The sequence below is a fragment of the Streptomyces sp. NPDC037100 genome (assembly GCF_055606225.1).
In genome coordinates this window covers 165,916-190,629 of sequence record NZ_JBVJSX010000001.1, presented here as the reverse complement: position 1 = coordinate 190,629, position 24,714 = coordinate 165,916, and the positions used below count along the sequence as shown (strand labels likewise).

At 70.7% G+C, this 24,714-nt stretch carries 24 protein-coding genes and 3 pseudogenes; 19 read left to right on the top strand and 8 right to left on the bottom strand.

Annotated features, from left to right (window positions below; all coding sequences use genetic code 11):
- Positions 1-114 precede the first annotated feature (114 nt).
- From ACZ7EG_RS00890 to ACZ7EG_RS00865, 6 genes and pseudogenes are all read right to left on the bottom strand, one after another.
- Positions 115-207 (bottom strand): putative leader peptide, encoded by a 93-nt coding sequence (locus ACZ7EG_RS00890; protein WP_471070366.1) that lies wholly within the window; start codon positions 205-207, stop codon positions 115-117.
- Between the two features lie 162 nt (positions 208-369).
- Positions 370-1,150: pseudogene (locus ACZ7EG_RS00885) on the bottom strand (TSUP family transporter).
- Between the two features lie 88 nt (positions 1,151-1,238).
- On the bottom strand, positions 1,239-2,468 hold the full coding sequence (locus ACZ7EG_RS00880) for an acyl-CoA dehydrogenase family protein (protein ID WP_471070362.1): 1,230 nt from the start codon (positions 2,466-2,468) through the stop codon (positions 1,239-1,241).
- 18 nt (positions 2,469-2,486) lie between these two features.
- Positions 2,487-3,050, bottom strand: a complete 564-nt coding sequence (locus ACZ7EG_RS00875; RefSeq protein ID WP_471070358.1) for a winged helix-turn-helix domain-containing protein — start codon at positions 3,048-3,050, stop codon at positions 2,487-2,489.
- 272 nt (positions 3,051-3,322) lie between these two features.
- Positions 3,323-5,299 (bottom strand): FAD/NAD(P)-binding protein, encoded by a 1,977-nt coding sequence (locus ACZ7EG_RS00870; RefSeq protein ID WP_471070356.1) that lies wholly within the window; start codon positions 5,297-5,299, stop codon positions 3,323-3,325.
- Positions 5,296-6,303 (bottom strand): amino acid ABC transporter permease, encoded by a 1,008-nt coding sequence (locus tag ACZ7EG_RS00865; RefSeq protein WP_471070354.1) that lies wholly within the window; start codon positions 6,301-6,303, stop codon positions 5,296-5,298. Before ACZ7EG_RS00865 ends, ACZ7EG_RS00870 begins: the two co-directional genes overlap by 4 nt.
- Before the next feature lie 529 nt (positions 6,304-6,832).
- Here ACZ7EG_RS00865 and ACZ7EG_RS00860 point away from each other — a divergent pair.
- From ACZ7EG_RS00860 to ACZ7EG_RS00800, 13 genes and pseudogenes are all read left to right on the top strand, one after another.
- Positions 6,833-7,984 (top strand): LLM class flavin-dependent oxidoreductase, encoded by a 1,152-nt coding sequence (locus ACZ7EG_RS00860; RefSeq protein WP_471072400.1) that lies wholly within the window; start codon positions 6,833-6,835, stop codon positions 7,982-7,984.
- Complete coding sequence (locus tag ACZ7EG_RS00855; protein WP_471070352.1) at positions 7,981-8,523, top strand: GNAT family N-acetyltransferase; 543 nt, start codon at positions 7,981-7,983, stop codon at positions 8,521-8,523. Before ACZ7EG_RS00860 ends, ACZ7EG_RS00855 begins: the two co-directional genes overlap by 4 nt.
- A complete protein-coding gene (locus tag ACZ7EG_RS00850) occupies positions 8,520-9,512 on the top strand; it encodes an ABC transporter substrate-binding protein (RefSeq protein WP_471070349.1) in 993 nt (330 codons plus the stop codon). The genes ACZ7EG_RS00855 and ACZ7EG_RS00850 overlap by 4 nt, the downstream gene beginning before the upstream one ends.
- Before the next feature lie 21 nt (positions 9,513-9,533).
- Entirely contained in the window at positions 9,534-10,565 is a 1,032-nt protein-coding gene (locus tag ACZ7EG_RS00845; RefSeq protein WP_471070347.1) for an amino acid ABC transporter permease, read from the top strand.
- Positions 10,562-11,326 carry an amino acid ABC transporter ATP-binding protein gene (locus ACZ7EG_RS00840; RefSeq protein WP_471070345.1) on the top strand — a complete coding sequence of 255 codons (765 nt, stop codon included), beginning with the start codon at positions 10,562-10,564 and terminating at the stop codon, positions 11,324-11,326. The genes ACZ7EG_RS00845 and ACZ7EG_RS00840 overlap by 4 nt, the downstream gene beginning before the upstream one ends.
- 38 nt (positions 11,327-11,364) lie before the next feature.
- Entirely contained in the window at positions 11,365-12,351 is a 987-nt protein-coding gene (locus tag ACZ7EG_RS00835; protein ID WP_471070343.1) for an ABC transporter substrate-binding protein, read from the top strand.
- A gap of 244 nt (positions 12,352-12,595) precedes the next feature.
- Positions 12,596-12,754, top strand: a pseudogene (locus ACZ7EG_RS00830) (dimethylsulfone monooxygenase SfnG); the annotation flags it as partial.
- A 42-nt stretch (positions 12,755-12,796) separates the two neighbouring features.
- Positions 12,797-13,354 carry an NADPH-dependent FMN reductase gene (gene ssuE, locus ACZ7EG_RS00825; protein WP_471070340.1) on the top strand — a complete coding sequence of 186 codons (558 nt, stop codon included), beginning with the start codon at positions 12,797-12,799 and terminating at the stop codon, positions 13,352-13,354.
- Positions 13,351-13,664: pseudogene (locus ACZ7EG_RS00820) on the top strand (acyl-CoA dehydrogenase family protein); the annotation flags it as partial. The gene ssuE and the pseudogene ACZ7EG_RS00820, both read left to right, overlap by 4 nt.
- A gap of 75 nt (positions 13,665-13,739) precedes the next feature.
- Entirely contained in the window at positions 13,740-14,930 is a 1,191-nt protein-coding gene (locus tag ACZ7EG_RS00815) for an LLM class flavin-dependent oxidoreductase (RefSeq protein ID WP_471070338.1), read from the top strand.
- 450 nt (positions 14,931-15,380) lie between these two features.
- Positions 15,381-15,509, top strand: coding sequence for a hypothetical protein (locus ACZ7EG_RS00810; protein WP_471070336.1), 129 nt, complete (start codon positions 15,381-15,383; stop codon positions 15,507-15,509).
- 392 nt (positions 15,510-15,901) lie between these two features.
- Complete coding sequence (locus tag ACZ7EG_RS00805; RefSeq protein ID WP_471070334.1) at positions 15,902-16,777, top strand: glutathione S-transferase C-terminal domain-containing protein; 876 nt, start codon at positions 15,902-15,904, stop codon at positions 16,775-16,777.
- A gap of 254 nt (positions 16,778-17,031) precedes the next feature.
- The gene (locus ACZ7EG_RS00800; RefSeq protein WP_471070332.1) at positions 17,032-17,280 is read left to right on the top strand and encodes an FAD-dependent oxidoreductase; all 249 of its coding nucleotides are present in this window, start codon (positions 17,032-17,034) and stop codon (positions 17,278-17,280) included.
- Positions 17,281-17,388: 108 nt separating this feature from the next.
- Here the strand turns inward: ACZ7EG_RS00800 and ACZ7EG_RS00795 are convergent, their stop codons facing one another.
- The gene (locus ACZ7EG_RS00795; RefSeq protein WP_471070329.1) at positions 17,389-17,586 is read right to left on the bottom strand and encodes a DUF397 domain-containing protein; all 198 of its coding nucleotides are present in this window, start codon (positions 17,584-17,586) and stop codon (positions 17,389-17,391) included.
- The gene (locus tag ACZ7EG_RS00790) at positions 17,583-18,497 is read right to left on the bottom strand and encodes a helix-turn-helix domain-containing protein (RefSeq protein ID WP_471070326.1); all 915 of its coding nucleotides are present in this window, start codon (positions 18,495-18,497) and stop codon (positions 17,583-17,585) included. Before ACZ7EG_RS00790 ends, ACZ7EG_RS00795 begins: the two co-directional genes overlap by 4 nt.
- 151 nt (positions 18,498-18,648) lie before the next feature.
- Here ACZ7EG_RS00790 and ACZ7EG_RS00785 point away from each other — a divergent pair, with 151 nt between their 5' ends.
- The 6 genes from ACZ7EG_RS00785 to ACZ7EG_RS00760 all read left to right on the top strand — a co-directional run bounded on the left by ACZ7EG_RS00785 (position 18,649) and on the right by ACZ7EG_RS00760 (position 24,708).
- A complete protein-coding gene (locus tag ACZ7EG_RS00785; RefSeq protein ID WP_471072397.1) occupies positions 18,649-19,122 on the top strand; it encodes an ATP-binding protein in 474 nt (157 codons plus the stop codon).
- 494 nt (positions 19,123-19,616) lie between these two features.
- Positions 19,617-20,645 (top strand): lytic transglycosylase domain-containing protein, encoded by a 1,029-nt coding sequence (locus tag ACZ7EG_RS00780; RefSeq protein ID WP_471072394.1) that lies wholly within the window; start codon positions 19,617-19,619, stop codon positions 20,643-20,645.
- A gap of 54 nt (positions 20,646-20,699) precedes the next feature.
- Positions 20,700-21,827, top strand: coding sequence for an RNA polymerase sigma factor (locus tag ACZ7EG_RS00775; protein ID WP_471070323.1), 1,128 nt, complete (start codon positions 20,700-20,702; stop codon positions 21,825-21,827).
- A gap of 362 nt (positions 21,828-22,189) precedes the next feature.
- A complete protein-coding gene (locus tag ACZ7EG_RS00770) occupies positions 22,190-23,134 on the top strand; it encodes an ABC transporter ATP-binding protein (protein WP_471070321.1) in 945 nt (314 codons plus the stop codon).
- The gene (locus tag ACZ7EG_RS00765; protein WP_402243418.1) at positions 23,131-23,901 is read left to right on the top strand and encodes an MlaE family ABC transporter permease; all 771 of its coding nucleotides are present in this window, start codon (positions 23,131-23,133) and stop codon (positions 23,899-23,901) included. Before ACZ7EG_RS00770 ends, ACZ7EG_RS00765 begins: the two co-directional genes overlap by 4 nt.
- Positions 23,902-23,904: 3 nt before the next feature.
- On the top strand, positions 23,905-24,708 hold the full coding sequence (locus ACZ7EG_RS00760) for an MlaE family ABC transporter permease (protein ID WP_328338145.1): 804 nt from the start codon (positions 23,905-23,907) through the stop codon (positions 24,706-24,708).
- Positions 24,709-24,714 lie beyond the last annotated feature (6 nt).

Here is a 24,714-nt window from a genome sequence, read left to right as displayed (position 1 = left end):
ACGCCGGAGAAGAGACCTCAGCAGAAATGGCTAAGACGAGGGCCGACGTCTGTTGAAAACAGCGGCTCGCGCAGAAGCCGACTGTGAAATGGAGCGAAGGGGGAGCTGTGCCTGTCAGCGGGTGCGGCGACCGGCGGCACAGATGGCGCTGGCCTGACGTCGCAGATCGACGTGCAGTCGCGCGGCGAGGGTCTCGGACTTGCTCACAGCCAAGAGAGTTGCAGCGAAATCCACCCAGGTCAATGTCGCTTGCGTATGCGTCTTATATTCTCAACAGTCCGACATGCGAATGAAGCGCGGCGTTCACAATTCTCTGGAAGGGCGGTAAGGGCGGTGGCGTGGTGAACGCCGTTTGCGCCGCCACCGCCGTCAGCGCAGTGAATGCGCGGCGTAGAGGGCACCGAGGACGGTGGCCAGGGCGCCGAGCAGGAGACACAGCGCCGTTTCGGGCAGACGAGGGTGCAGGTGTGCCCCGAGGTAGCCGCCGATCAGTCCGCCGAGGCCGCAGGCCGGACCGAGGTACCAGTCAGGGGCGATGTCACCGGAGCCCGTCAGGGACGGCAGCGCGAAGGCCGCGGCCCCGGTCACGGAGGTGGCGCACGTGGAGGCGAGAGCGGCCGGTGCCACGCGGGCGACGGGCATGCCCCGGCCGACCGGTACGGGGCCGAGGACGGATCCTCCGCCGATCCCGTAGATCCCACCGACGATCCCGACAACCATGGCCGGTCCGGTGATGCCCCGGGGCGAGGGTTCCGCAGTCGGGGCAGGCCGGGCCGGCCGGAGGGTGCGCCCGATGACCCACACGCCCAGTGGCATCAGCAGCGGCGACCAGAAGGCGGAAGACGGTGGCCCCCGGTACGGCGAAGACTCGTATCACGGCGCCGATGACCACCCCGGGCAGAGTGCCGGTCACCAGGCGGCGCGTCAGCGGACCGTACAACAGGCCCTGGCGGTGGTGGCGCAGCAGGGCGCCGGGCCCGGCCACCACGTTGAACAGCAGATTGGTGGGCGTGACCGCCGGGCTGGGCACCCCGGGGACGCTCAACTGCACGGGCAGCAGGAACACCGCACCCGAAACGCCCACCGGCGCGGTCACCACCGCGATGACCAGGCCGACGGCCGGCCCGGCCAGCCCCGTTGACCATGTCACGGCAGGCATCCGATGCGAATGTCCGGCCAGTATCGCCGCCGTGCTCCCCGCTGTGGAATCGGTCTCCCCGAACGTCCCCGCCTCCCGATCAGGCGGGCAGGACGAACGGAGGGTGGGCGCCGTTGAGGAAGTACTCCCCGACATCGCGGAGCCGGTGGGTCACGGGCTCGTACAGGGTGTGGGTTCGGGCATTGCGCCAGAACCGGTCGAAGCCCAGCCGCGCGGAGATGGAGCGGGCGCCGACGATATCGAGGGCGCGGGTGGTGGACTCCTGCGCTGCCCTGGCCGCGGCGGTTTCGGCCATGGCCACGAGGGCGGAGATGTCCGCGGACTCGTCATAGGTGAGGTCTTCACCGCGCTCGAGGCCGCCCCGCACGGCTTCCAGTGCCTGATCGGTGAGTGCCGACGCGGAGCGGGTGAGGACGGTGAGTTCTCCGTAGGCGGTCTGCACGTGCGGGTCGTGCGGGGTACCGGCCGGCCAGGCGGGGTGCCAGGCTGCCTGGCCCGTCCTGCTGTACTCACGGGCTTCGGCGAGCACTCCCTCGGCCATGCCGAGAAGGAGCTGGGCGGAGAACAGACGCCCGACCGGAGATGCCAGAGCGGCCCGGGGCGACAGCAAGTCCTCGTCCGCGGACAGGGAGCCGAGCACGTCCTCGGTATCCACCAGTACGTCGTCGAACTCCACGCTGCCGCCGGCCGCGAGCCGCTGGCCGAAAGTATCGGCGTCACCGTCGATCGCCACACCGCGACGGGCGGGATTCACCACGACGGCGAGTGGTTCACCCGTGTCCTCCCGCACGGCGCGCACGGCGACACGATCGGCGACCAGGACCCCGGTGGTGTAGCTCTGCCGACCGTCGAGCACCAGTCCCTTGGAGGTCCTGGCCAGCTTCAGAGGCGGCTCCTGACGCGCGAAACCGCCGCCCCAGCACCACTGTTCGGCTGCGGACCGCTGGTCTATCTGCGCGGCGAGGGCGGGCCCGGCGAAGAACCGGGCGCTCCCCGACAGGAAGTAGTGACAGCCGAGCAGTTGACCGATCGCGCCGTCGGCCGCGGCGATCTCCCGGACGACGGCGTAGGCCGTGGGCCAGTCCGCGCCGCCTCCCTGGGACTCGGCCGGCGTCAGGAGCGTCAGCAGGCCCGCCTCGCGCAGCCGGGACACCTCGTCGATCGGGGCCTTGCCCGCCTGCTCCCTGGCCACGGTGTCCGTGGCCAGGTCGTCCGCCGCCTCGCGGGCCACGCGCAGCCAGTGCGCGTGACCGGGCCCGGTCCGGTCGGACGGCGAGACGGGGTGGGACGGCGCGGGGGCAAGGCCCATGGAAGGATCTCCTCAAGGTCAACCGCAGTGTGCGGCGTTGGGGCTTTCCTGCTGGTCGGGCACGTACTTGTAGCCCACGCGCCGGACGGTGACGATCCGGTGCCGGTGAGCCTCGCCCAGCTTGCGGCGCAGGCGGGCGATGTGGACATCCACGGTGCGGCCGTCGCCGATGTGGTCGTAGCCCCAGACGGCGGCCACCAGCCGATCACGCGTCTGCACGTGGTGGGGATGCTGAACGAGATGCGCCAGCAGCTCGAACTCCAGGTAGGTGAGGTCGAGTTGACGTCCGTCGACCTCGGCGACATGTCGCGCCGGATCGATGCGGACGACATCGTCCGCCGTCCGCCGGACAGGGGCCGAGCCTGCGGCGGCGACCGGTCGGATCTCGGGCCGTGGCCTGTCCTTGGCGAAGAGCTCGGTGGGATCGGTGCCCTCGGGGACGAGCACGAGGTAGCCGACGAGCGGCGCGGAAGTGTGTCCCTGGGTGTCTCTCTGAGCGGTGTCGCCCACCAGACGAAGACGGGGTGTGTCGGAGAGGAGCGGATCGTGTGGGGTGGCCTGGGCCGGAAGTGCCGTGGTCATGGCGGTTGTCCCTCAGAAGTGTCTGGGGCCATCAGGCGCAGTGGGTGAATTCGCCTGATCGCCCGGGAAGGGGGGAGCGGAGCGGCACGGGCGAAGGTGCGAGTCGCGTGCCTTACGCGCGGCAGCAGGCGGCACTGACGACGTGACCAAAGTCGACATGCCGACGACGAACGAGTCGTTGCTGCTTACGGGACATGTTCATCATCCTGTGCGCCCCCGGCGGACCCAGTCAAGACTTCCCTAGTAATTCCATAGGGAAAGTAGGAAAGGTCTCACACTGTGAGAGGTCGGCCGTCCACCGGAGACGTAGCCGTCTTGGCCTCGGTGGCGCTCAGGGCGCGCAGGAGCGCGCGGGCGACCGCGTCGTTCTGGCGGAAGGCCGGCGCGTTGGTGCGGGGGCGGGCGAAGGCGGCGACGGCCCGGCTGTTGGTGGGGGCGCCGAGGGCGATGCGGCGGGGATGGGGGCTGTCGAGGGACGGGTCGATGACGTGGCCGTCTGCGGGGGAGACGGCGAGCAGGCCGGAGCGGTGGGTGTGGGTGGGGTCGGCGATGACCTCCTCGGCGAGTGCGCCTTCCTGATACAGGCCCCGCACGAGCGGGTCCTCGGTGTGGGCCAGGGAGGGGCCGGGCAGGTACGCCTCGATCAGGGCCGTGGCGTGGGTGGTGCGGCCGGAGACGGTGGGGCTGGTCGCGGTGAAGGTGCCGCTCGTCTCGTCGGTGGCGATGCGGATACGCGCCCCAAGGAAGTGGACGATGCCGGCCCGGGACAGCGCGAGGAGTTGGCGCAGGCGGAAGCCGGGCGGACCGGAGGCGAGGAAGCTGAAGTAGCCGTGCCACCAGCCGTCGAGGTCGTCGGCGACCGAGCGGGCGGTGAGACGACCGGAGGCGACGAGGCGGGGCAGTTGGCCGTAGACGGAGAGCAGGGCGAGGAACGCGCCGAGGTCGGCGCTGAACTCCGGGTTCTCGCGGCGGGTGACGTCCTGAGCGATGTGGTCGCGCAGGTGGTCCTGGAAGGCGTCCGGTGCGGGGAAGGCGAGGCCGTCCAGCGGGTGGTCCAGGGCTTCGAAGTCGAGCCGGTCCGCTGGGTCGGGTACGGCCGTGGCGACGAGAGCGGCCATCTCGTCGTCGTACCAGCCCAGACGGTCGTACGCGGCGATGAAGTCCGGCCAGGGCAGGGTGGTGCGCTCGGGGTGGGCGTGGAAGAGCTCGTGGTAATGGCCGTAGCCGATCTCCTTGGCCATCAGCGGCCACACGTCGCGCCGCAGGTCCAGCGGGCGTCCCTCGGCGAGCAGCCCGTCGACCGCCTCTGGGCCGAAGTGGCGCGGCAGCGGGGGCCGGGGGCCCTGGAGGCGGTAGCGGGTCTTGGAGTGGTACGGCACTCCGCGCCGCGATCCGACGTGGAGGACGGGCTCGTGGCCGGACGGGAGGTAGGTGAGGGTGCCGTCGGGCTCGGTGCGGTAGGTGCCGCCGCGGCCCTCGGTGAGCAGGGTCATCAGGTCGATGAAGGCGAGCCCGAAGCCGCGCAGGATGACGTGTTCGCCGGGGCGCAGCGCGGACAGGTCGGCGTCGGCGGAGAACTCGGGCGGGAGGTGGAAGCGGCCGTGCCGGCGGGCGAAGGCGGCGTGGTCACGGTACTCGGCGGCGGGAGCGGAGCCGAGATGTCCCTGCGCGAGGATCACCAGGTCGGCGGTGAGCGGAGTGGCACGGTCGGCCAGGTGCACCTGCTGGGGGCCGTCCGGGAGGCCGGTGACGGCGGTTGCGGTGGTGGGGTGCCACTCGACGGTGACGGTGGGCGGCAGCTCGGCCAGTGCCCGGCGGAACACCCAGTCCAGGTAGGCGCTCTGGGCGCGGCGGGTGGGAAAGTCCGTCCCGGCGAGGGTGCGCAGTTCGGCGAGCACCTCCGAGTCGGCGGGCTCGGTGTACGGGGCGTGACGCGGGCTCCGGCCGGAGAACTGGGCGGCCCACTCGGCGAGCGAGGGGCCGGGCCGTACCGGGCCCTCGATGGTGGACGACTCGTCGGTGAACATGGTGACGTCCTCGGCCATGGAGTTCATCCGCAGCAGCGCGGACTGCTCATGGCGCCAGACTCGTCCTGGGCCGGGCGGGTGCGGGTCCACCAGGTGGATGCGCAAATTGCGTGCCCCGTCCCACAGTTCGGGCGCGTTCGCGGCGATGCGCTCCAGCAGACCCGTGGCGCGCGGCCCCGCGCCGACGACGACCAGGACGGCCGACGAAGGGGTGCTGCTCACCGGTCACCGCCGATCGCCGGGCGGGCGTCGGCGGCCGTGGCCGCGCTCAGTCGGTGGCGCACGGCGGTCAGGTGGCCGCGCAGCCGTTGCAGCGGGGTCGGCGGCAGGGTGCGGGAGTCCCCGCGCGCGTAGTACCGCTCGACGTGGAACTGGCCCGCGCTCAGCACCGTGGTGACCGCGATGTACCACAGGGTGGCGACCATCAGCAGCGGGATGACCTGGTAGGTCTGGTTGTAGATCAGCTGCACCGAGTACAGCAGGTCGTGCACGGCCAGCACGCTGACGATGCTGGTGCCCTTGAGGGTGCCGATCAGCATGTTCCCGGCCGTGGGCACGATGGAGCGCATCGCCTGCGGGACGACGATCCGGCGCAGGGTGCGGCGTCTGCTCAGACCGAGCGCCTGGGCGGCCTCCGTCTGCCCGGCGTCCACGGAGAGGATGCCGCCGCGCACCACCTCGGCGGCGTACGCGGTCTCGTGCAGGGTCAGGCCGATGACGGCGGTCAGGGTGGGGCCGAGGAGGCTGACCGTCTTGACGGTGAGGAACTGCGGACCGAACGGGATGCCGAGGCCCAGCGTCGGATACAGGGCGCCGATGTTGAACCAGAACAGCAGCTGCACCAGCAGCGGTGTGGACCGGAAGATCCACACATAGCCCCAACTCAGCGTGCGAAGCACAGGGTTGGCCGACAGCCGCATCACCGCGAGCACGGTGCCGAGCAGGAAGCCGAGCACCATCACCACGGCGGTCAGCCACAGGGAGAGCAGCAGTCCGTCGAGCACGGCGGCGGTGGTGAAGTACCGGCCCACCACGCTCCATTGGAAGGCGTCGTTGCGGACGACGGAGTTGAGCACCATCACGAACAGCAGCAGCACGACGGCCGCGGTCGCCCACCGGCCGACGTGCCTGCGCGGAACGATCTGCGGCAGGTCCGCGCCGAGGGCGGCGGGAGGTTCCGGATTCTTCGTGGCAGGGGTCGAGGTGACATCGGGTGGCGTGACCATGGGGAGGCTCTCCGGGGAGGGAAGCGCAGGCGTGGGTGAATCCGGTGTCGTCACGCTCGCCGCGTCCCTCAACGCGGCCGGAGAGGCTGCCCGCACAACGGGGAGCCGGTCCGCCGTCGATCGTATGCGCCCCTGACACCGATGTGTCAACAGCGCCTCGGCAGGCGCCGGTCGAGGCGGTCCGGCATCCGGGCGCGGCTTGACGCGCGTGACGATGTGCTGCTCAAGTAGTCGCATGACTGCCCAGCAGCGCTTGGTCTCGCGCGATCACATCGACTTCGGTCGGGTGTGGTCTGCCGCGTGTTGCGCCTGACTCGGCAGCGGGCCCTCTGACCGGCCCTTCCCTCCCTCGGTGACCCCGTCGCGGGCCGAGTTCTCTCTTCAGGCGCGCTGCCGCACCACCGCCTTCACCGACGCCCGGCGTCGTCACGCCCGTACGCACTCGTCGTCCTGACGAGCCATCACTCATGTGTGCGTGCCCGGCAGTTTCGTCATGCCCGCGTGCCGCATCCCAGAAAGGGCCATGCCCATGCCCGTGGAGTTCCTCGGCATCGCCGCCACCAACGACGGTTCCGAAACCACGCCGCGCTCCGGCGCCGCCTTCGACAAGGAGTACACGCTCCGGCTCGCCCGCGCGCACGAGGAGCACGGCTGGGACCGGGTGCTGTTCGCCTACGGCTCGGGATCACCGGACCCGGCGCCGGCCGCCGCGTTCATCGCGAGCCGGCTGGAGCGCCTGCAGATCCTGCTCGCCCACCGGCCCAACGTGTCCTACCCCACCTTCGCCGCCAAGACCTTCGCCACCCTCGACCAGATCAGCGAGGGCCGGCTGACCGTGCACTTCATCACCGGCGGCAACGACCACGAGCAGGGCCGCGAGGGCGACACCCTCACCAAGGACGAGCGGTACGCCCGCACCCGCGAGTACATCCGGATCGTCAAGAAGGTCTGGACCACCCACGAGCCCTTCGACCACGAGGGCGAGCACTACCGCTTCCACGACTTCGTCAGCGACGTCTTCCCGCTCCAGCAGCCCCGCCCGAACGTGTCGTTCGGCGGCTCGTCCCCGGCCGCGTACGCCGCAGGCGGCGCGGAGGCCGACATCTACTGCCTGTGGGGCGAGCCCCTCGCGAAGACCGCCGAGCAGATCGAGAACGTGAAGGCCGCCGCGAAGGCCGCGGGCCGTACCGACGTGCCGCGCATCCAGGTCGCCTTCCGCCCGATCATCGCCCCGACCGAGGAGCTGGCCTGGGAGAAGGCCCACCGCACGGTCGGCGCGATCAAGGCGCGCAAGGAGCGGGGCGAGGCGATCACCAAGCGCCACAACGGGCACGCGCAGCAGCAGGCTGCAACACCTCAAAACGTCGGCTCGCAGCGGCTGATCGCCATCGCCGAGGCGGGGGAGCGCTACGACCGGGCCCTGTGGACGCCGACCGCCGCCGCGACCGGTGGCGCGGGCAACTCCAACGCCCTGGTCGGCACGCCCGAGACCGTGGCCCAGGCGCTGCTTGACTACTACGACCTCGGCGTCGACATCCTCTCCGCCCGCGGCTACGACCTGCTGGGCGACGCCATCGACTTCGGCCGGTATGTGATCCCGATCGTCCGTGAGGAGGTCGCCAAGCGCGACGCCGAGCGGGCGGCACGCGGGGCGCAGACGCTCGCGGCGGTGCACGGATGACGTCCGCTCCCGAGTTGACGGTCATTCAGGTACCCGTCTCGGATCCGCGCGTGAGACCCCTGCTGCGCGAACTCGGGCACGAGTACTCCACGCGCTACGGAAAGGACGCCCACGCCGAAATCTCCCGCTACCCCGACGAGGAGTTCACCGAGCCGTACGGCGGACTACTCCTCCTGCTCCTGGAGCGCGGCGAGCCCGTCGCGGGCGGCGCCTTCCGCCGGTACGACGCGACCACCGCCGAGCTGAAGCGGATCTGGACCCACTCCGCCCACCGGCGGCTTGGCCTCGCCCGCCGTGTCATCGCCGAGCTGGAACGCGAGGCGGGCGCACGCGGCTACCGGCGGATCTACCTGACCACCGGGCCACGCCAGCCCGAGGCCCGCGGCCTGTACCTGGCCACCGGCTACACACCGCTGTTCGACACCGAGGCCGACCCGGAAACCATCGGCCCGCTGCCCTTCGAGAAGCGTCTGCCGGCCAAAGCGCGCACAGACCGCACAGCACACACAGCACCCACGGGAAAGGCAGCCGACCGGTGAACCTTCGCCCGATCAGAACCCGCCTGCGCATCGCCGCGACCATCGCTCTGCTGCCCGTACTGGCGCTGACCGCCTGTGGCTCCGGCGACACCTCCGGCGCCACACCGGCGGGCGCTCAGGCATCCCCCGCGCCGACCGACGACCCGGTGGCCGCGGTACGCAAGGTGGAGTCCGTCGCGGCCCTGCTCCCCGCCGACGTCCGCAGGGCGGGCTCGCTCCGCGTCGGCAGTTCGATCGGGTTCCCGCCGGGGGCGTACTACCCATGGGGGTCCCCCCGCTCGAGCGAAGTCGAGAGTGGGGGAGGGCAGGACAAGCCGCCCGCGGGCCAGGACATCGACCTCGCCGACGCGGTGGCCAAGGTCCTCGACGTGAAGCTGGAGCGGCAGGACGCCTCCTTCGAGACGATCCTGCCCGCCCTGGGCAGCGGCAAGTACGACTTCGGGACAGGCAACTTCGGCGTCACCACCGAACGCTTGAAGACCATCGACTTCGTCACCTACATCAACGACGGCCAGGGCTTCGCGGTGAAGACGGGCAACACCGCGCTGAAGACGAAGGTCACGGACCTCACCCAGCTGTGCGGGCTGACCATCGGCACTGGCGCCGGCACCACCTTCGAAGCGACCCTCACCGCGCAGAAGGGGGTGTGCGCCAAGGCGGGCAAGAAGCCGTACGACGTGAAGGTCTACTCGGAGAACGCGGCGACCCTCACCGCACTCCGGCAGGGTCGTATCGACGTGATCATGTCGACCATCAACGGCCTGCGCTACCAGGCGGCCCAGCCCGCCTCTCAGACCACCTTCCTCGGCGAGTTCCACCGCCTCGACGTCGGCTTCGCCTTCAAGAAGGGCTCCCCACTCACCAAGGCCTTCCAGGCCGCCGTCAACGAGCTGATCAAGGACGGTACGTACGCCCGGATCCTCGCCAAGTGGGGCACTACCGCCTCTGCGATCGACGCGTCGCGGATCAATCCGCCAGAGCACACGTGACGAGTGAGCAGGAACACCACGATGGCATCCACCACCGACACCGCGCCGCCCGGCGCGGCCACCCCGGGCACCGGCCCACAAGCCCCGCCCGCCCCGGACGATCCGGCCTTCCTCAAGGTCGTACCCGCCCGCCACTACGCCCGCTGGGTGGCGGCCGTCGCCGTGATCGTGCTGATCGCCCAGTTCGTCCACGGTCTGGCCACCAACCCCGTGTGGGAGTGGGGCGTCTTCAGCGACTACGTCCTGTCCGAGACGATCGTGCAGGCGGTGTGGGTGACCCTCCAGCTCACCGCCTACGCCACCGTGCTGGGATTCCTCCTGGGCACCGTCCTGGCCTTCATGCGGCTGTCGCGCAGTCCGGTGCTGCAGACCGTCGCCTGGACCTACATCTGGATCTTCCGGTCGATTCCGATGATCGTCCAGCTGGTGTTCTGGTTCAACCTGAGCGCGCTGTACGAGAGGTTGGGCTTCGGCATCCCCTTCGGCCCGGTGTTCTGGTCCGTCGACAGCAACAGCATCATCGGCACAATGGGCGCCGCGATCATTGGGCTGACGCTGCATCAGGCGGCCTACGCCGCCGAAATCGTCCGCGGTGGCGTCGTCTCGGTCGACCACGGACAGTTGGAGGCAGCCGCCGCATTGGGCATCCCCCGGCTGCGGCAGATCCGCCGGATCGTGCTGCCCCAGGCCATGCGCGCCATCCTGCCCACGGCCGGCAACGAGATCATCGGCCTGCTCAAGGGCACCTCGGTGGTGTACGTGATGTCCATCGGCGAGCTCTTCTATCAGGTGCAGGTGATCTACGGCCGCAACGGCCGCGTGATCCCGCTGCTGCTGGTCGCCACCGCCTGGTACGTCGTCCTCACCTCCCTGCTGTCGGTCGCCCAGTACTACGTGGAGCGCCGCTACGCCCGGGGCGCCAACCGCACCCCGCCGCCCACCCCGCTCCAGCGCGCCCGGCGCTTCGTACGCACCCTGCGCGCGGCGGCGGCCCAGCACAACGAGCCCGTCGTACCTCTGAAGACCCCTGGACCCCTGGGAGACAGCCGATGAGTCAGGTGATGGTGGACGTCCACGGCGTCCACAAGAGCTTCGGCCCCCTGGAGGTGCTGCGCGGCGTCGACCTTCAGGTGCGCGCCGGCGAGGTCACCGTGATCCTCGGCCCGTCCGGCTCCGGCAAGTCCACGCTGCTGCGCACCATCAACCACCTGGAGAAGGTCAACCGCGGCTGGATCAGCATCGACGGCGAACTCATCGGCTACCGCCGCTCCGGGAGCAAGCTGCACGAACTGAAGGAGAAGGACGTTCTGAAGCAGCGCACCCACATCGGGTTCGTCTTCCAGAACTTCAACCTCTTCCCCCACCTGACCGTGCTGGAGAACCTGATCGAGGCGCCCGTCTCCGCACTGCGCCGCCCGCGCAAGGCAGCGGAGGAGACAGCCCGCCGGCTCCTCGACAGGGTCGGCCTCGCCGACAAGGCCGACGCCTACCCCCGGCAGCTCTCCGGCGGCCAGCAGCAGCGCGTGGCCATCGCCCGCGCACTCGCCCTCGAACCGAAGGTGCTGCTCTTCGACGAGCCCACCTCGGCGCTCGACCCGGAACTGGTCGGCGAAGTCCTCGACGTCATCAAGGACCTGGCCCGCACCGGAACCACCATGATCGTCGTGACCCACGAGATCGGCTTCGCCCGCGAGGTCGCCGACACCGTGGTGTTCATGGACGGCGGTGTCGTCGTGGAGCAGGGCCCGCCCTCGGCCGTCCTGGACGACCCGCAGCACGAGCGAACCCGCGCCTTCCTCTCCAAGGTCCTCTGACCGACCGTCACCCGTTTCCGCAAGCAAGGAGCACGACCATGTCCACCTCGATCATCCGCCGCCGCACCGCCGCAACCGCGCTCGGTCTCGCCACCGCCCTCGTCCTCGCCGCGTGCAGCAACCCCGACGACGGCGGCACGACCGAGGTCGCGGCCACGTCGGGCAGCAAGACGAAGATCAACGTCAGTCCCGACCAGAACCGCATCACCACCGACAAGGTCGACTCCATAGCCGACGAGGTCCCGGAGAAGATCCGCAAGAGAGGCACCCTGGAGATCGTCGACTCGTCCGGCTCCGCCGCGCCGCTGACCTTCCACGCCACCGACAACAAGACCGTCATCGGAGTCGAGCCCGACATCGCCTCCCTGGTCGCCGACGTCCTCGGCCTCGAACTGCACATCAACACCGTCTCCTGGGAGAACATCTTCGTCGGCCTCGACAGCGCCAAGTACGACGTCGGCTTCAGCAACATCACCGTCACCGAGGAGCGCAAGGAGAAGTACGACTTCGCCACCTACCGTGAGGACAACCTGGGCTTCGAGGCGAAGAAGGGCAGCGGACTGAAGGTCACCGGGCCCGAGGACGTGGCGGGCAGGACGGTCGCGGTGGGCAGCGGCACCAACCAGGAGAAGTTGCTCATCGAATGGAGCAAGGAGAACGAGAAGGCCGGCCGCAAGCCGGTGAACATCAAGTACTACCAGAACGACAGCGACACCTATCTCGCCCTCCAGTCCGGCCGCATCGATCTCTACCTCGGCCCCAACCCGACCGCCGCCTACCACGCGGCCACCTCCGGCCGCACCGAGGTCGTCGGCACCTACTCCGGCGCCGGCGCCACCCTCCAGGGCCTCATCGCGGCCACGACCAAGAAGGACAGCGGCCTGGTCAAGCCGCTCGCCGACGCCCTCAACCACGTCATCGAGAACGGGACGTACGCGAAGGTGCTGAAGCGCTGGGGCCTCTCCGACGAGGCGGTGACCAAGTCGGAGATCAACCCGCCCGGCCTTCCCAAGACCGACAAGTAGCCGGTCCAGGGCGCGGAGACGCACGGCCTCCGCGCCCTCAACCGCCCCCGTGCGAGGCGCGACCGCCCGGACCGTCTTCGACCCTCAAGGATTCCCCCCGTGCCACCGCGTGTCTCCAGCTCCTGCTGTCGCTGTCGGGCCTGAGCGCACCCGAGGGAAACCCTCCCACCCGCTCCGTCTGCGATCTCCTTCTGTGAATTCCGATCCCGGCCGCCATAGGGGTCCCCCGGCCGCAGGGTGGGGGAGGACCGTCGCCTACAAGCGCCTCGGCGTCGACCTCTTCCTCCTCGGCTTCCTGCACTACCCGGAGGAGGTCGAGCACTTCGGCAAGCGCGTGCTGCCGCTGGTACGCGAACTGGAGGCGCAGCAGCCCGAGTCAGCGACCACCGCCACCCACGCCTGACCGCCACCCCGCACGCGAGACAAAGAAGCGAAAGGTCCTTACATGGCCACCATCCTGTCCGTTTCCGGCAGCCCCTCCGCCACCTCCCGCACCGCACGGCTGCTGCGCCACCTGGACGACCGCCTCACGTCCCACGGGCACGACGTGATCCCGCTGGACGTACGTACGCTCCCCGCCGAGGCCCTGCTGCACGCCGACTTCGGTCACCCGGCGATCGCCCGGGCCACCGCCCTGTTCGAGCAGGCGGACGGCGTCGTGATCGGCACCCCCGTCTACAAGGCGGCCTACTCCGGCCTGCTGAAGTCACTTCTCGACCTGCTCCCGCAGTACGCACTGACGGGCAAGACGGTCCTCCCGCTGGCGACCGGCGGCTCCACCGCCCACGTCCTGGCCATCGACTACGCCCTGCGCCCCGTCCTCGCCTCCATGGGCCCCGCCCACATCACCCCGGGCTGGTTCACGCTCGACAAGGACATCGCCGTCGGCGACGACGGAACGCTGACCGTCGCACCGGGTTCGGCCGAGTCCCTCGCGCAGGTCACGGACCAGTTCTCCGCCGCGCTGGGCGGCCGTACGACGGTGCTGGCGGCCGCCGGATGAGCGCCGCGAGTGTCGTCGCCGACGACGCCGAGGCTCTCGCCGTCGCCGCCGAACTCGCCGCGGACTTCCGCAAGGACGCCTCCGAACGGGGCGCCCGGCGCCGGCTCCCGCACGCGGAGGTGAGCGGCTGTCCGCGTCCGGTCTGCTCGCGGTGACAGTGCCCGCGGAGTTCGGCGGCGCGGACGTCGGCGCGGCGACGCTGGCCGAGATCTTCCGGCTGCCGGCCGCCGCCGACGCCAGCCTCGCTCAGATCCCGCAGAGCCACTTCGCGTACGTGGGCGTGCTGCGCCGCAAGGGGAGCCCCGAGCAGAGCGGCACCAGGCCGCCCCGGCACGGCCTCCTCTGACGAACAACCCTGATCGCACTCCTGATCGGAGCCCCCCGCATGTCCCTCACCTTCCACTGGTTCCTGCCCACCAACGGCGACAGCCGCCACGTCGTCGGCGGCGGCCACGGCACCCCGGCCACCGCCTCCGGCCGGGACCGGCCGCCGACGGTCGCCTACCTCAGCCAGATCGCCCGCGCCGCCGAGGACCTGGGCTTCGTCGGCGCGCTCACGCCCACCGGGGCCTGGTGTGAGGACGCCTGGCTCACGACCGCGATGGTCAGCCAGAACACCGAGCGCCTGAAGTTCCTGGTCGCCTTCCGGCCGGGCTTCGTCTCGCCGACGCTCGCCGCGCAGATGGCGTCCACCTTCCAGCGGCAGACCGGCGGACGGCTGCTCCTCAACGTCGTCACCGGTGGCGAGAGCCACGAGCAGCGCGCCTACGGCGACTTCCTCGACAAGGACGGCCGTTACCGCCGTACCGGCGAATTCCTGCAGATCGTACGGGGACTGTGGGAGGGCAAGAGCGTCGACCTGGACGGTGAGCACCTGCGCGTGGAGGACGCGACGCTGGCCCGGCTGCCCGACCCGGTTCCCGAGGTGTACTTCGGCGGCTCCTCGCCCGCGGCGGGAGAGGTCGCCGCCCGGTACGTCGACACGTACCTCACCTGGGGTGAACCGCCCGCCGCCGTCGCCGAGAAGATCGCCTGGATCCGGTCGCTGGCAGCGAGGGAGGGCCGTACCCTCCGCTTCGGCATCCGGCTGCACGTCATCACCCGGGACACCTCCGAGCAGGCCTGGGCGGAGGCGAACCGGCTGCTGGACGGTTTCGATCCGGCGACCGTGAAGTCCGTGCAGGCCGGGCTCGCCCGCAGCGAGTCCGAGGGACAGCAGCGCATGCTCGCCCTGCACGGCGGCGGAAACCTCCCCCACTCTCGACCTCGCTCGAGCGGGGGGACCCCCACCGGGCTGGAGATCCACCCCAACCTGTGGGCCGGTATCGGGCTGGTGCGCGGGGGAGCCGGTACAGCGCTGGTCGGCAGCCACGAGGAGGTCGCCGAGCGGATCAAGGAGTACGCCGACCTGGGTATCGAGGAGTTCGTCCTCTCCGGCTATCCGCACCTGGAGGAGGCGTACTGGTTCGGCGAGGGCGTGCTGCCGAGGCTTCAGGCGCAGGGCCTGTGGCACCACCCCTTCGCCAAGCAGGCAACCCCCTCCGCGCAGGTCCCCTTCGCCGACGCTGTCAGGTGAGTGGCCGCGGCCGCAGTGGTAACGAGCACATGACACCTCCACGAAGGTGTCGTTGCAATGGCGGTAGCGCAAACTGGTCTGCTTTGACCAGACTTTGACGGCTCGTCAGTTTCGCTGGCATGCGGGTCTTCGAACGCTTCCGCAAGAGTCGGGCCATCGATCTGATGCGCGTCGCCACTGCGGTGTGCAGCTGAACTCCACCGCGCTCCCCGCGTGCCTCCGATGTCCCCGTCGCTTCGGCTGCGATGCGGCGGCTGAACCGCTCGTGGCACGTGCGTCATCCGCCGCCGGGCCCTCACCGCGCTGGCCGCCGGCCACACCCCGGCCACTGTCGTCGCCGAGGCCGGGTATCTCGCGGGCGTCCTGGACGCGGCCCGCGCCGGACTGGGCGCCGCGCTGCTCGCCGTGCCCGGCGGCCAGCGCCCCGAGGGGCTGACGACGGTCGATGGCTTGCCCACCGTCTCTCCCGTACGGCTCAGCGCGCGCCCCCGGCATGGAGCGGACCCCTCGGTGACCAGCGCCGCCGTCGAGGTGGTCCGCGCGCTGCTCGCCGCCGGCGAGAACGGCCGCGTGGCCTGACCGCCCCGGCGGGCCAGGGGCCCGGCCGCTCACGTGGTGAGACGTCCTGGTGTCGGTCGAACGGCCCTCTTGACGCAGCTTGGACGCACCCTGACACTCCACTACAGGAATCCTAGTGAACTGGTAGGGAATCATGGGCTGTGCCGCGCTGGACCTCGGTGGCGACGCTGTCCGTGTCGCCGTCCGGCCGCTGCCCCTGCTGACGTCCCGCCGCCACATCGATCTCGTGCGTGTGTGCAGTGCGGCGAGTTCCCTGCGGGATGGCGGCCCGGCACCCGCTCACGCCTGACCTTCCCGCCACAAGTACCACGTCCCGGCTCGTGCCGAAGCCGCCGCGTGCCGTCGCCTCCGTAGGCCCGTATGCCTGTGATCGAGCACCCCCAGGGAGACGCATGTCCGCCACATCCCCGACAGCCGTGCCGTCCTTCCGGAGCAGGATTGGCCGCGACGCGCGCAGCGGCTACTACGCCGCGCCGCACCGCTACCGGCTTCACCTGTCGCTGCCCTGTCCGCACTGCCTGCAGATCGCCGTCACGCACAGCCTGCTCGGTCTCGACGACACCCTCCCGGTGACCCTGCTGCCCGCCGTACCCGACGCACCCGGCGGCGGACACCGGGCCCTGCGCTCGCTGTACGAGGCCAGTTCACACCAGCACCCCGGTCCGGCCGTGGCGCCGGTCCTCAGTGACAACTGGACCGGGCGGATCGTCAGCACCCACACTCCCGACATACTGCGGGACATGGCCCGGCAGTTCGGCGGTCATGGCCCTGAGCTCCACCCGTGCGGCGCCGAGGAGGCGATCGAGGCCGTGGGCCGGCTCTGCGAGCAGGGCATCACCTGGGCGGCCCAGCGCGCCGGGCAGTCCGGTGGCGACCCGTCGGCACGCGACACCGCGCTGGCCACCCTGCTGCGCGCGCTGGACGTGCTGGAGTGGCGGCTCGCCTCCCGGGAGCACGTGCTGGACAGCGAACTCACCTTCGCCGATGTGCAGTTGTGGGTGACGCTGGTGCAGCTGGACACCGTGCACCGCCACCACCTGGACGCCGCCGCGGTTGACCGGATCACCGACCATCCCCGTCTGTGGGCGTACGCACGACGGCTGGCGGCGCACCCTGCCTTCGGCTCTCACCTCGACCTGGACGGCATCGCCCGCAGGCATCACGCCCACTGCCGGGGCACTGAGGCCGCCGGCGCGGCGGTACAGATCGTGGACTGGGCGTCGTACGCACGACGGGAGGCATCGGAGCCGGTGCGCCAGTCCGGCTGACCGGGAGGCGGGGCGGACGCGCAGCCCCCGGCGTTTTCATGCGACTGCACTACCGCCTCCACCACGCGCCCCGCACTGCTGCGTAGCGTCCCGTGACATGACGGACACCGACACCGGCACCCCTTCGACGAACATTTCCGGTTCCCCGCGGACCTGGTGGAGGCGCGGCGCGGCGCCACGGGCCGGGTGGCCGTGATCGGCGGCGGCATCTCCGGCCTGGCCGTGCCTACGAATTGGTTCGCCGAGGCCTGGAGGTGACGGTCTACGAGCGGGCGGGCCGTCCCGGCGGCCGCATCCGCACGCACCGCTTCTGGGACGGCACCCACGGCGAGCTGGGAGCGATGCGGCTGCCCTCCAACCACCACACCACGCTGCACTACGTCCACCGATTCCGGCTGCCCACACGGACGTTCGTCAACGCCGACCCGGACGCCTACCTCCACCTGCGCGGACAGCGCGTACGAGCCCGCGACGCCCAACCCAGCCCGGCCGGTACGGGCTGACCGGACCGGAGGCCCGTGACCCGCGCCGTTCACCGCACACCCCCCAGGACTCCCGCAATGAATGCACAGGGCCGTACAGCCTGCTTACCGATCGTGGCCGTACAAGTGTCAGATCAACTCGACGAAACCCGCCCAAGCCTCACGTGACACCGTGAGAACGGGACCGGCGACCTCCTTGGAGTCCCGGATGTGGACGGCGCTCGTAGCGGCCGCGACCTCTACACACTGGCCGCCCTCGGCGCCGCTGTAGCTGCTCTTGAACCAGGCCAGGTCAGAAGTGATGGTCGAGGACTCGGCGTTGTTCATAGCGATCCCAGCAACCCTTCGATGAGCTCCAATGACTCCCGCGGAGTGAGAGCCTGTGATCGGATGATCCCATAGCGTGCGGCGGAGAGAGCTGCCTGTTTCGGGTCGGTCTCAAGGGCGCTGGTTCCCTGTGCCTCGGCGTACACGAACTTCTTGCCGTCGGTACGCGTGACGACGGTGAACGGGCCGTCCACGCCCGCGCTCTCCACGCAGCCGAGCGGCATGACCTGGATCTCGACGTTCCGCTTCTGGCCGATCAGGAGAAGTTGCTCCAATTGCCCTCGCAGAACGTCCCGTCCACCGTACGGGCGTCGCAGTACCGACTCGTCCAGCACGAAACTCAGCAGTGGTGCGGGATACCGGTCAAAGATGTCCTGCCGAGCCAGCCGCGCCACTACACGCTGCTCGATGGTCTCTGGGGTCAATGGCGGACGCCGCATCCCAAGCAACGCCCTCATGTACTCCTCGGTCTGGAGCAAGCCGTTGACGACGAGTGTGTCGTACATGAGCAGCTCAATGCACTCCTTCTCCAGCGCCGCCATCCCCTGAAAAAACCCCGGATACTGAGCCCGCTCCACCTCCTCCTTCCACACGCTCAACAACCCACCGGCGCCCAGCACTTCATCCGCACGGTCGATCGTCCTGGGCGACGGGATCCTCCGCCCCTGCTCGTACGAGGCGACGGTCGCGGCCGAGTACCCGATCCGCTTGCCGAACTCCTCCCGGTCCATGCCCTCCCGCAGGCGCAGTGTCTTCAGGTTCTTGCCGAACGCGCAGACCACGCCCTTCCCGGCCTCGTCCTCCGGTCGTCGCCCCGCCCCGCCGTCTCCGCTCTCCCAAGCGTCTCCAAGACTCACAGCCGCTCCACCGCCCCCGCCCGTCTGGGCGTCCGCACCCGCACGCTCCGTCATCCCAGCCACTGTCTCCCCGGCCCAACGCCCGCCCCCGGACGCCGTCACGCCGTGCATCTCGTACCAGGGCGCACACCGCGCGTACAGCTGCACCGCGTCTGTGCGTCACCACTGGTAACGCTACGCCACCAACGGCACCGTGATCAGCGTGATGACCAAGCCCGACAGCACCAGCAGCACCACCGAACTCGGCGACCCGGCGGAGACCGGGCGCGTCTTCGAGATGTGCTTCACCTCCACGCCCCGCGGCGCCCGCCTGGCCCGCCGCCTGACGGCCCTCCGGCTTGACGAGTGGGGCATCCCGTACGACTCCCACCACCACGACGACCTGCTCCTGATCGTCGCCGAACTGACCGCCAACGCCGTCCGGCACGGGCACGTCGCCGGCCGGGACTTCCGTGTCCGCGTTCACGCGACCGCCGACGGCGGCACCGTACGCGTCGAGGTCACCGACACCCGCGCCGAACGCCTCCCTCGCCGCCCCGCCGCCCACGCCACCCCGGACGCCGAGGAAACCGGCCGCGGGCTGCTCCTCGTATCGCACCTGGCCGCTCGCTGGGACTGGCGCCCGCGCCCGGACGGACCGGGCAAGACCGTCTGGGCCGAGTACGCGCTCGCGAAGTAGTCACGTCATCAGGACGGTCCCTGACCTGCTCCTCTCCTGGTCGCACGAGCACCAGGAGAGGAGCAGGGCGCTCAGGCTGCTTCCCGGTTCTCCCAGCAGTCACTGGGTCGGCAGCAGCCGGAAGTGGTCGGGGCCTCCCACCGGCGGCCGTGGTCTATCGCTGCTTGCTCTTCGTCCTGCACCTGGACGCGTGGCCGATGCGCCGTCGGGACAGGTTGGTGAACTGACGGCCGCCGCGGCCCGTCTGCACTCGGTCTGTACGCACTTCATAAAGTGCCCCAGCACATGGTCACCCGCCTCGTCGACCAGTGAGCGGAGAAAGCGCTGAGCGGAGTGCGGAATCCGCCGTAGCCGCAACGTGCGCAAAACCCTGCGACGGACCCCCCGCCCTCCCCCGTAGAGCAGACGACGGGAAGAGCTCACAGGGAGGGGAACAGGACGTGGCGGGGCACAGGGGCAGACGCGTCAGGGGTACGGCGGCCGCGGTGGCGGCGATGGTGGCGCTCAGCGCGTCACAGGCGCCGGGGGCCGTTCCGGCGCGGGCAGCCGCACCGGCGCGCGGTCAGGCACCTGCCGAGGACGGACCCAGCGTGTCCGGTGACGCGCCGTACCGCACCGAGCTGCCGCCGCTGCGGACCGGGAAGCCCACGGGCGGCGGGGCGGCGGCAGAGGAGGAAGTGGTGGGCGGCGCGCTGCCGGCGAGCGTGTTCGCCGCCTATCGGCGGGCCGAGGACCGGCTCGCGCGGGAGGCGCCCGGCTGCCGGCTGCGCTGGCAGCTGCTGGCGGCGATCGGGCAGGTGGAGTCGGGGCAGGCGCGGGGCGGAAGGGTGACGTCGGACGGTACGACCGTGGCGCCGATCCTCGGCCCGCGGCTGGACGGCGTGGCCTTCGCGCTGATCCGGGACACCGACGGCGGCGCCCACGACGGGGACACGGCGTACGACCGTGCGGTCGGGCCGATGCAGTTCATCCCGTCGACCTGGGCCCGCTGGGGCGCGGACGGCAACGGCGACGGGCGTACGGATCCGAACAACGTCTTCGACGCGGCACTCGCCGCCGGACGGTATCTGTGTGCGGGCGGGCGGGATCTCTCCGTTCCCGCCGCGCTGGACCGGGCGATCCTGGGCTACAACCACTCGGTGGCCTATCTGCGCACGGTCCGGGCCTGGTACGCGTACTTCCTGGAAGGGCACCGTGTGGTGCCGGACGGCTCCGCCGGGTCCTCCTCCGCGCGCCCCGAGCCGTCACGATCGCCCTCGAAGCCGGAACGAGCCGCACCCGCCCCTTCCGGCCGTCCGACCGCCATCCCGTCCCGCCCGTCGTCGGCCTCCGCCTCACCGGCCGTCACCCCGTCCCGTCCGGCCGCCGAGCCCTCGGAGACGGAGGAGCCGCAACTCACCGTCCCTGCCCCGGACATGGAGCTCCCCGGCGACGACCTGCTGCCCAGCGCCGCCCCGATCACCAGTAACAGCGCGGACTCGATGACCGTCTCCCCCTCCACAACCGCCGATACTGGGCGGTAATGTCGCCCACCGCCGGACAGCACGAGACCGGTGGGTGAGCGCGAAGGGGCCCTCATGGCGACGGACACGCCTGCGGACATGCCCGCAGAGACACCAGCGGAGGTGACCGCGGCCGACGAGCGGTGGCGGCGTATGTGGAGCCACCGTGAGCACCTGCTCAAGGTGGCCCGGCGCAGGTCGATGAGTGCGGAGGACGCCGAGGACGCGGTGCACGAGGCGATGCTGCGCGCCGCCGAGCGGCCCGACCTGGACGATGAGCGGCTCGCGGCCTGGCTGACGACGGTGACGATGCGGCTGTGCGTCGACCGCTACCGGCAGGTGAACCGCGAGGTCGAGGTGCGGACCAGCCCGACGCTCATCGCCCCCGGTCCGGTGCCCGTCGAGGAGGCGGTGTGCGACCGGGCCGAGGCGAAGTGGCTGGCGGTGCGCAGTGGTGAGCTGCCCGCGCGGCAGGCCGAGGCGCTGCGGCTGAAGTCGGAGGACCTGGACGTCGGCCAGGTCGCCGTCCGGATGGGGCTGAGCTACCGGACCGTCGAGTCGCTGCTGGCCCGGGCCCGGCGGACGCTGCGGCAGTCGCTGGCCGCCACGCTCGGGTTCGCGCTGTTCCTGATCGGGTGGGGGCGGCCGCGCGGGGTCGGCAGGGCACAGGCCGTGGCGGTCGCCTCGACGGCGGCGTCCCTGGCGGTGGCGGGGTTCGTGCTGCCGTACGCCCTCGACGGCAGCGGAGGCGGAGGCGGTGGCGGTACGGCGCCTCGGCCCACGGTCGCCACGCCGGACGCGGAGACGATACGGCCGGACGGCGGTGGGGACGGCCGTACGCCTCGGGGAGCTGAGCCCACGGCTGCCGCAGGCGCGCGCGGAGCGGCCGAGGCTCCCGTCGGTGAATCGTTCCTCCCGCTGTCCGTGCCGTCGCTGCCGGAGGTCCCGGTCGTCGCGCAGGTCCCGGACGTTCCGGAGGTCCCGGTGTCGCCGCTGCCCGGGCTGTCCGCGCCGGAGGTCCCGCAAGTGCCCGACGTCCCCGACGTCCCCGACCTGCCCGTGGAGCCCTCCGCCGTGCCGACGGACATCGCGGACGTGGCGGACACGGCGGACGTGACGGACACGGCTGTCCCGGAAGCTCCTGAGGCTTCCGACGCACCGCCCATCTCGTTCCCCGAGCTCACGGTGAGCCCGCTTCCGTAGCGCTGCCAGGAAACCCGCCCGGGTAGCGCCGCCCGGCAGCCGCCCGCAAGCGCCGTCGGCAGCGCCGCCCGGAAACCGACCCGAAGGCGCCGGCCGCAAGCGCCGCCCGGAAACCCGCCCGTACGCGCTGCCCGGAAACCGACCCGGCAGCGCTGCCCGCAAACCGACCCGAAGGCGCCGCCCGCAAGCGCCGCCCGGAAGCCCGCCCGGCGGCGCCGCCCGCAAACCCACCCGAAAGCGCCGCCCGGAAACCCGCCCGAAAAAAATCGGCCACACGAGCGACGGACGCCCGGCCCCTCCCCGTAGAGCAGATGTCAGAGCTGCTCCAGGAGCACTGCTCCATGGGCTGAAGGGTGGACCGGATGGGTGTCGAGATCTGTGTGGAAGGGCTGACCAAGTCCTTCGGTCACCAGGTCATCTGGCAGGACGTCTCGCTGACGCTGCCCGCCGGGGAGGTCTCGGTCATGCTCGGCCCCTCGGGCACGGGCAAGTCGGTGTTCCTCAAGACGCTCGTCGGACTGCTGAAGCCGGAGCGCGGCTCGATCACGATCCAGGGCCGGGACATCACCAAGCTCCGCGAGCGCGACCTGTACGAGGTGCGCAAGCTCTTCGGCGTGCTGTTCCAGGACGGCGCGCTGTTCGGCTCGATGAACCTGTACGACAACATCGCCTTCCCGCTGCGCGAGCACACCCGTAAGTCCGAGAGCGAGATCCGGCGCATCGTGCTGGAGAAGATGGACATGGTCGGGCTGATCGGGGCGGAAGGGAAGCTGCCCGGTGAGATCTCCGGCGGGATGCGCAAGCGGGCCGGGCTCGCAAGGGCGCTCGTCCTCGACCCGGAGATCATCCTCTTCGACGAACCCGACTCGGGTCTCGACCCGGTCCGCGTCGCCTACCTCAACCAGCTCATCGTCGACCTCAACGCCCAGATCGACGCGACCTTCCTGATCGTCACGCACGACATCGCCTCCGCCCGCCAGGTGCCGGACAACATCGGGCTGCTGTTCCGCCGCGAGCTGGTGATGTTCGGGCCGCGAGAAGAGCTGCTGACCAGCGACGAGCCCGTCGTACGGCAGTTCCTGAACGGCCGGATGCAGGGCCCGATCGGCATGGCGGAGGAGAAGGACGCCGCCCAGGTCGAGCAGGAGCTCGCCGCCCTCGGCGACGGCGAGCGCACACAGACTCCCGGCAGCCAGGCGCTGACTCCCCGCCTGCTGCCGGGACCGGGCATCACCCGGCCGCCCCGCTGGGAGGCGATCGCACGGCGCGAGGGCCGGCTCCACCACAAGGAGGTGGCCGGCGCATGAGCCTGTCACCGGCCGGAGCGCTGCGGCACTCCGGCAGCCTCTTCGCGATGGCGCTGGACGTCGTCCGGACGATCCCCCGCCGGCCCTTCCAGACACGGGAGTTCATCCAGCAGGCGTGGTTCGTCGCGAGCGTGACGATCCTGCCGACGGCCCTGGTCTCCATCCCCTTCGGGGCGGTCATCGCGCTCCAGATCGGCAGTCTGACCCGGCAGCTGGGCGCCCAGTCCTTCGCCGGGGCCGCCTCCGTGCTCGCCGTGCTGCGCGAGGCCTCGCCGATCGTCACCGCGTTGCTGATCGCGGGCGCCGGCGGCACGGCGATCTGCGCCGACCTCGGGGCGCGGAAGATCCGCGACGAGATCGACGCGATGCAGGTGCTGGGCATCGACCCCATCCACCGGCTGGTCGTCCCCCGTGTGCTGGCGTCGATGCTGGTGGCGGTGCTGCTCAACGGCCTGGTGTCGGTGGTCGGCGTGGCGGGCGGCTACTTCTTCAACGTCGTCCTCCAGAACGGCACGCCCGGCGCCTACCTGGCCTCCTTCACCACGCTCGCCCAGCTCTCCGACCTGTGGGCGGCCGAGGTCAAGGCGCTGGTGTTCGGTGCGATCGCCGGGATCGTCGCCTCCTACAAGGGGCTGACCGCGAAGGGCGGACCCAAGGGAGTGGGCGACGCGGTGAACCAGTCGGTGGTGATCACCTTCATGTTGCTGTTCGTGACGAACTTCGTGATGACCGCCGTGTACTTCCAAGTCGTTCCCCAGAGGGGCTGAGGCATGGCGCTGTTGAAAGGCCTGGAAGAGCTGGGTGCCCAGCTGTCCTTCTACGGGCGGTCACTGGCCTGGACCGGCCGCACCCTGCGCCGCTACAAGAAGGAGATCCTGCGGCTGCTCGCCGAGGTGAGCTTCGGCCGGGGCGCGCTCGCCGTCGTGGGCGGCACGGTCGGCGTGATCGCCTTCCTGTCGTTCTTCACCGGCACGGAGGTGGGGCTGCAGGGGTACGCCGCGCTCAACCAGCTCGGCACCTCCAACTTCGTCGCGTTCCTCTCGGCGTACTTCAACACCCGTGAGATCGCCCCGCTGGTGGCCGGACTCGCGCTCTCCGCGACCGTCGGCGCCGGGTTCACCGCCCAGCTCGGCGCGATGCGGATCAGCGAGGAGACCGACGCGCTGGAGGTCATGGGCGTGCCCTCGCTGCCGTTCCTCGTGACGACGCGGATGATCGCCGGGTTCGTGGCCGTCATCCCGCTGTACGTGATCGGGCTGCTGTCCTCGTACCTGGCCGCCCGCACCATCACCACCGGCTACTACGGGCAGTCCACGGGCACCTACGACCACTACTTCCAGCAGTACCTGCCCCCGGTCGACGTGCTGTGGTCCTTCGGCAAGGTGCTGGTCTTCGCCGTCCTGATCATCCTGGTGCACTGCTTCTACGGCTACTACGCGAGCGGCGGCCCGGCGGGCGTCGGCGTCGCGGTGGGCCGCGCGGTGCGGACCTCGATCGTGGCGATCAACGTCCTGGACTTCTTCCTGTCGCTGGCGATCTGGGGCGCCAGCACGACCGTACGGATCGCGGGGTGAGCCGCC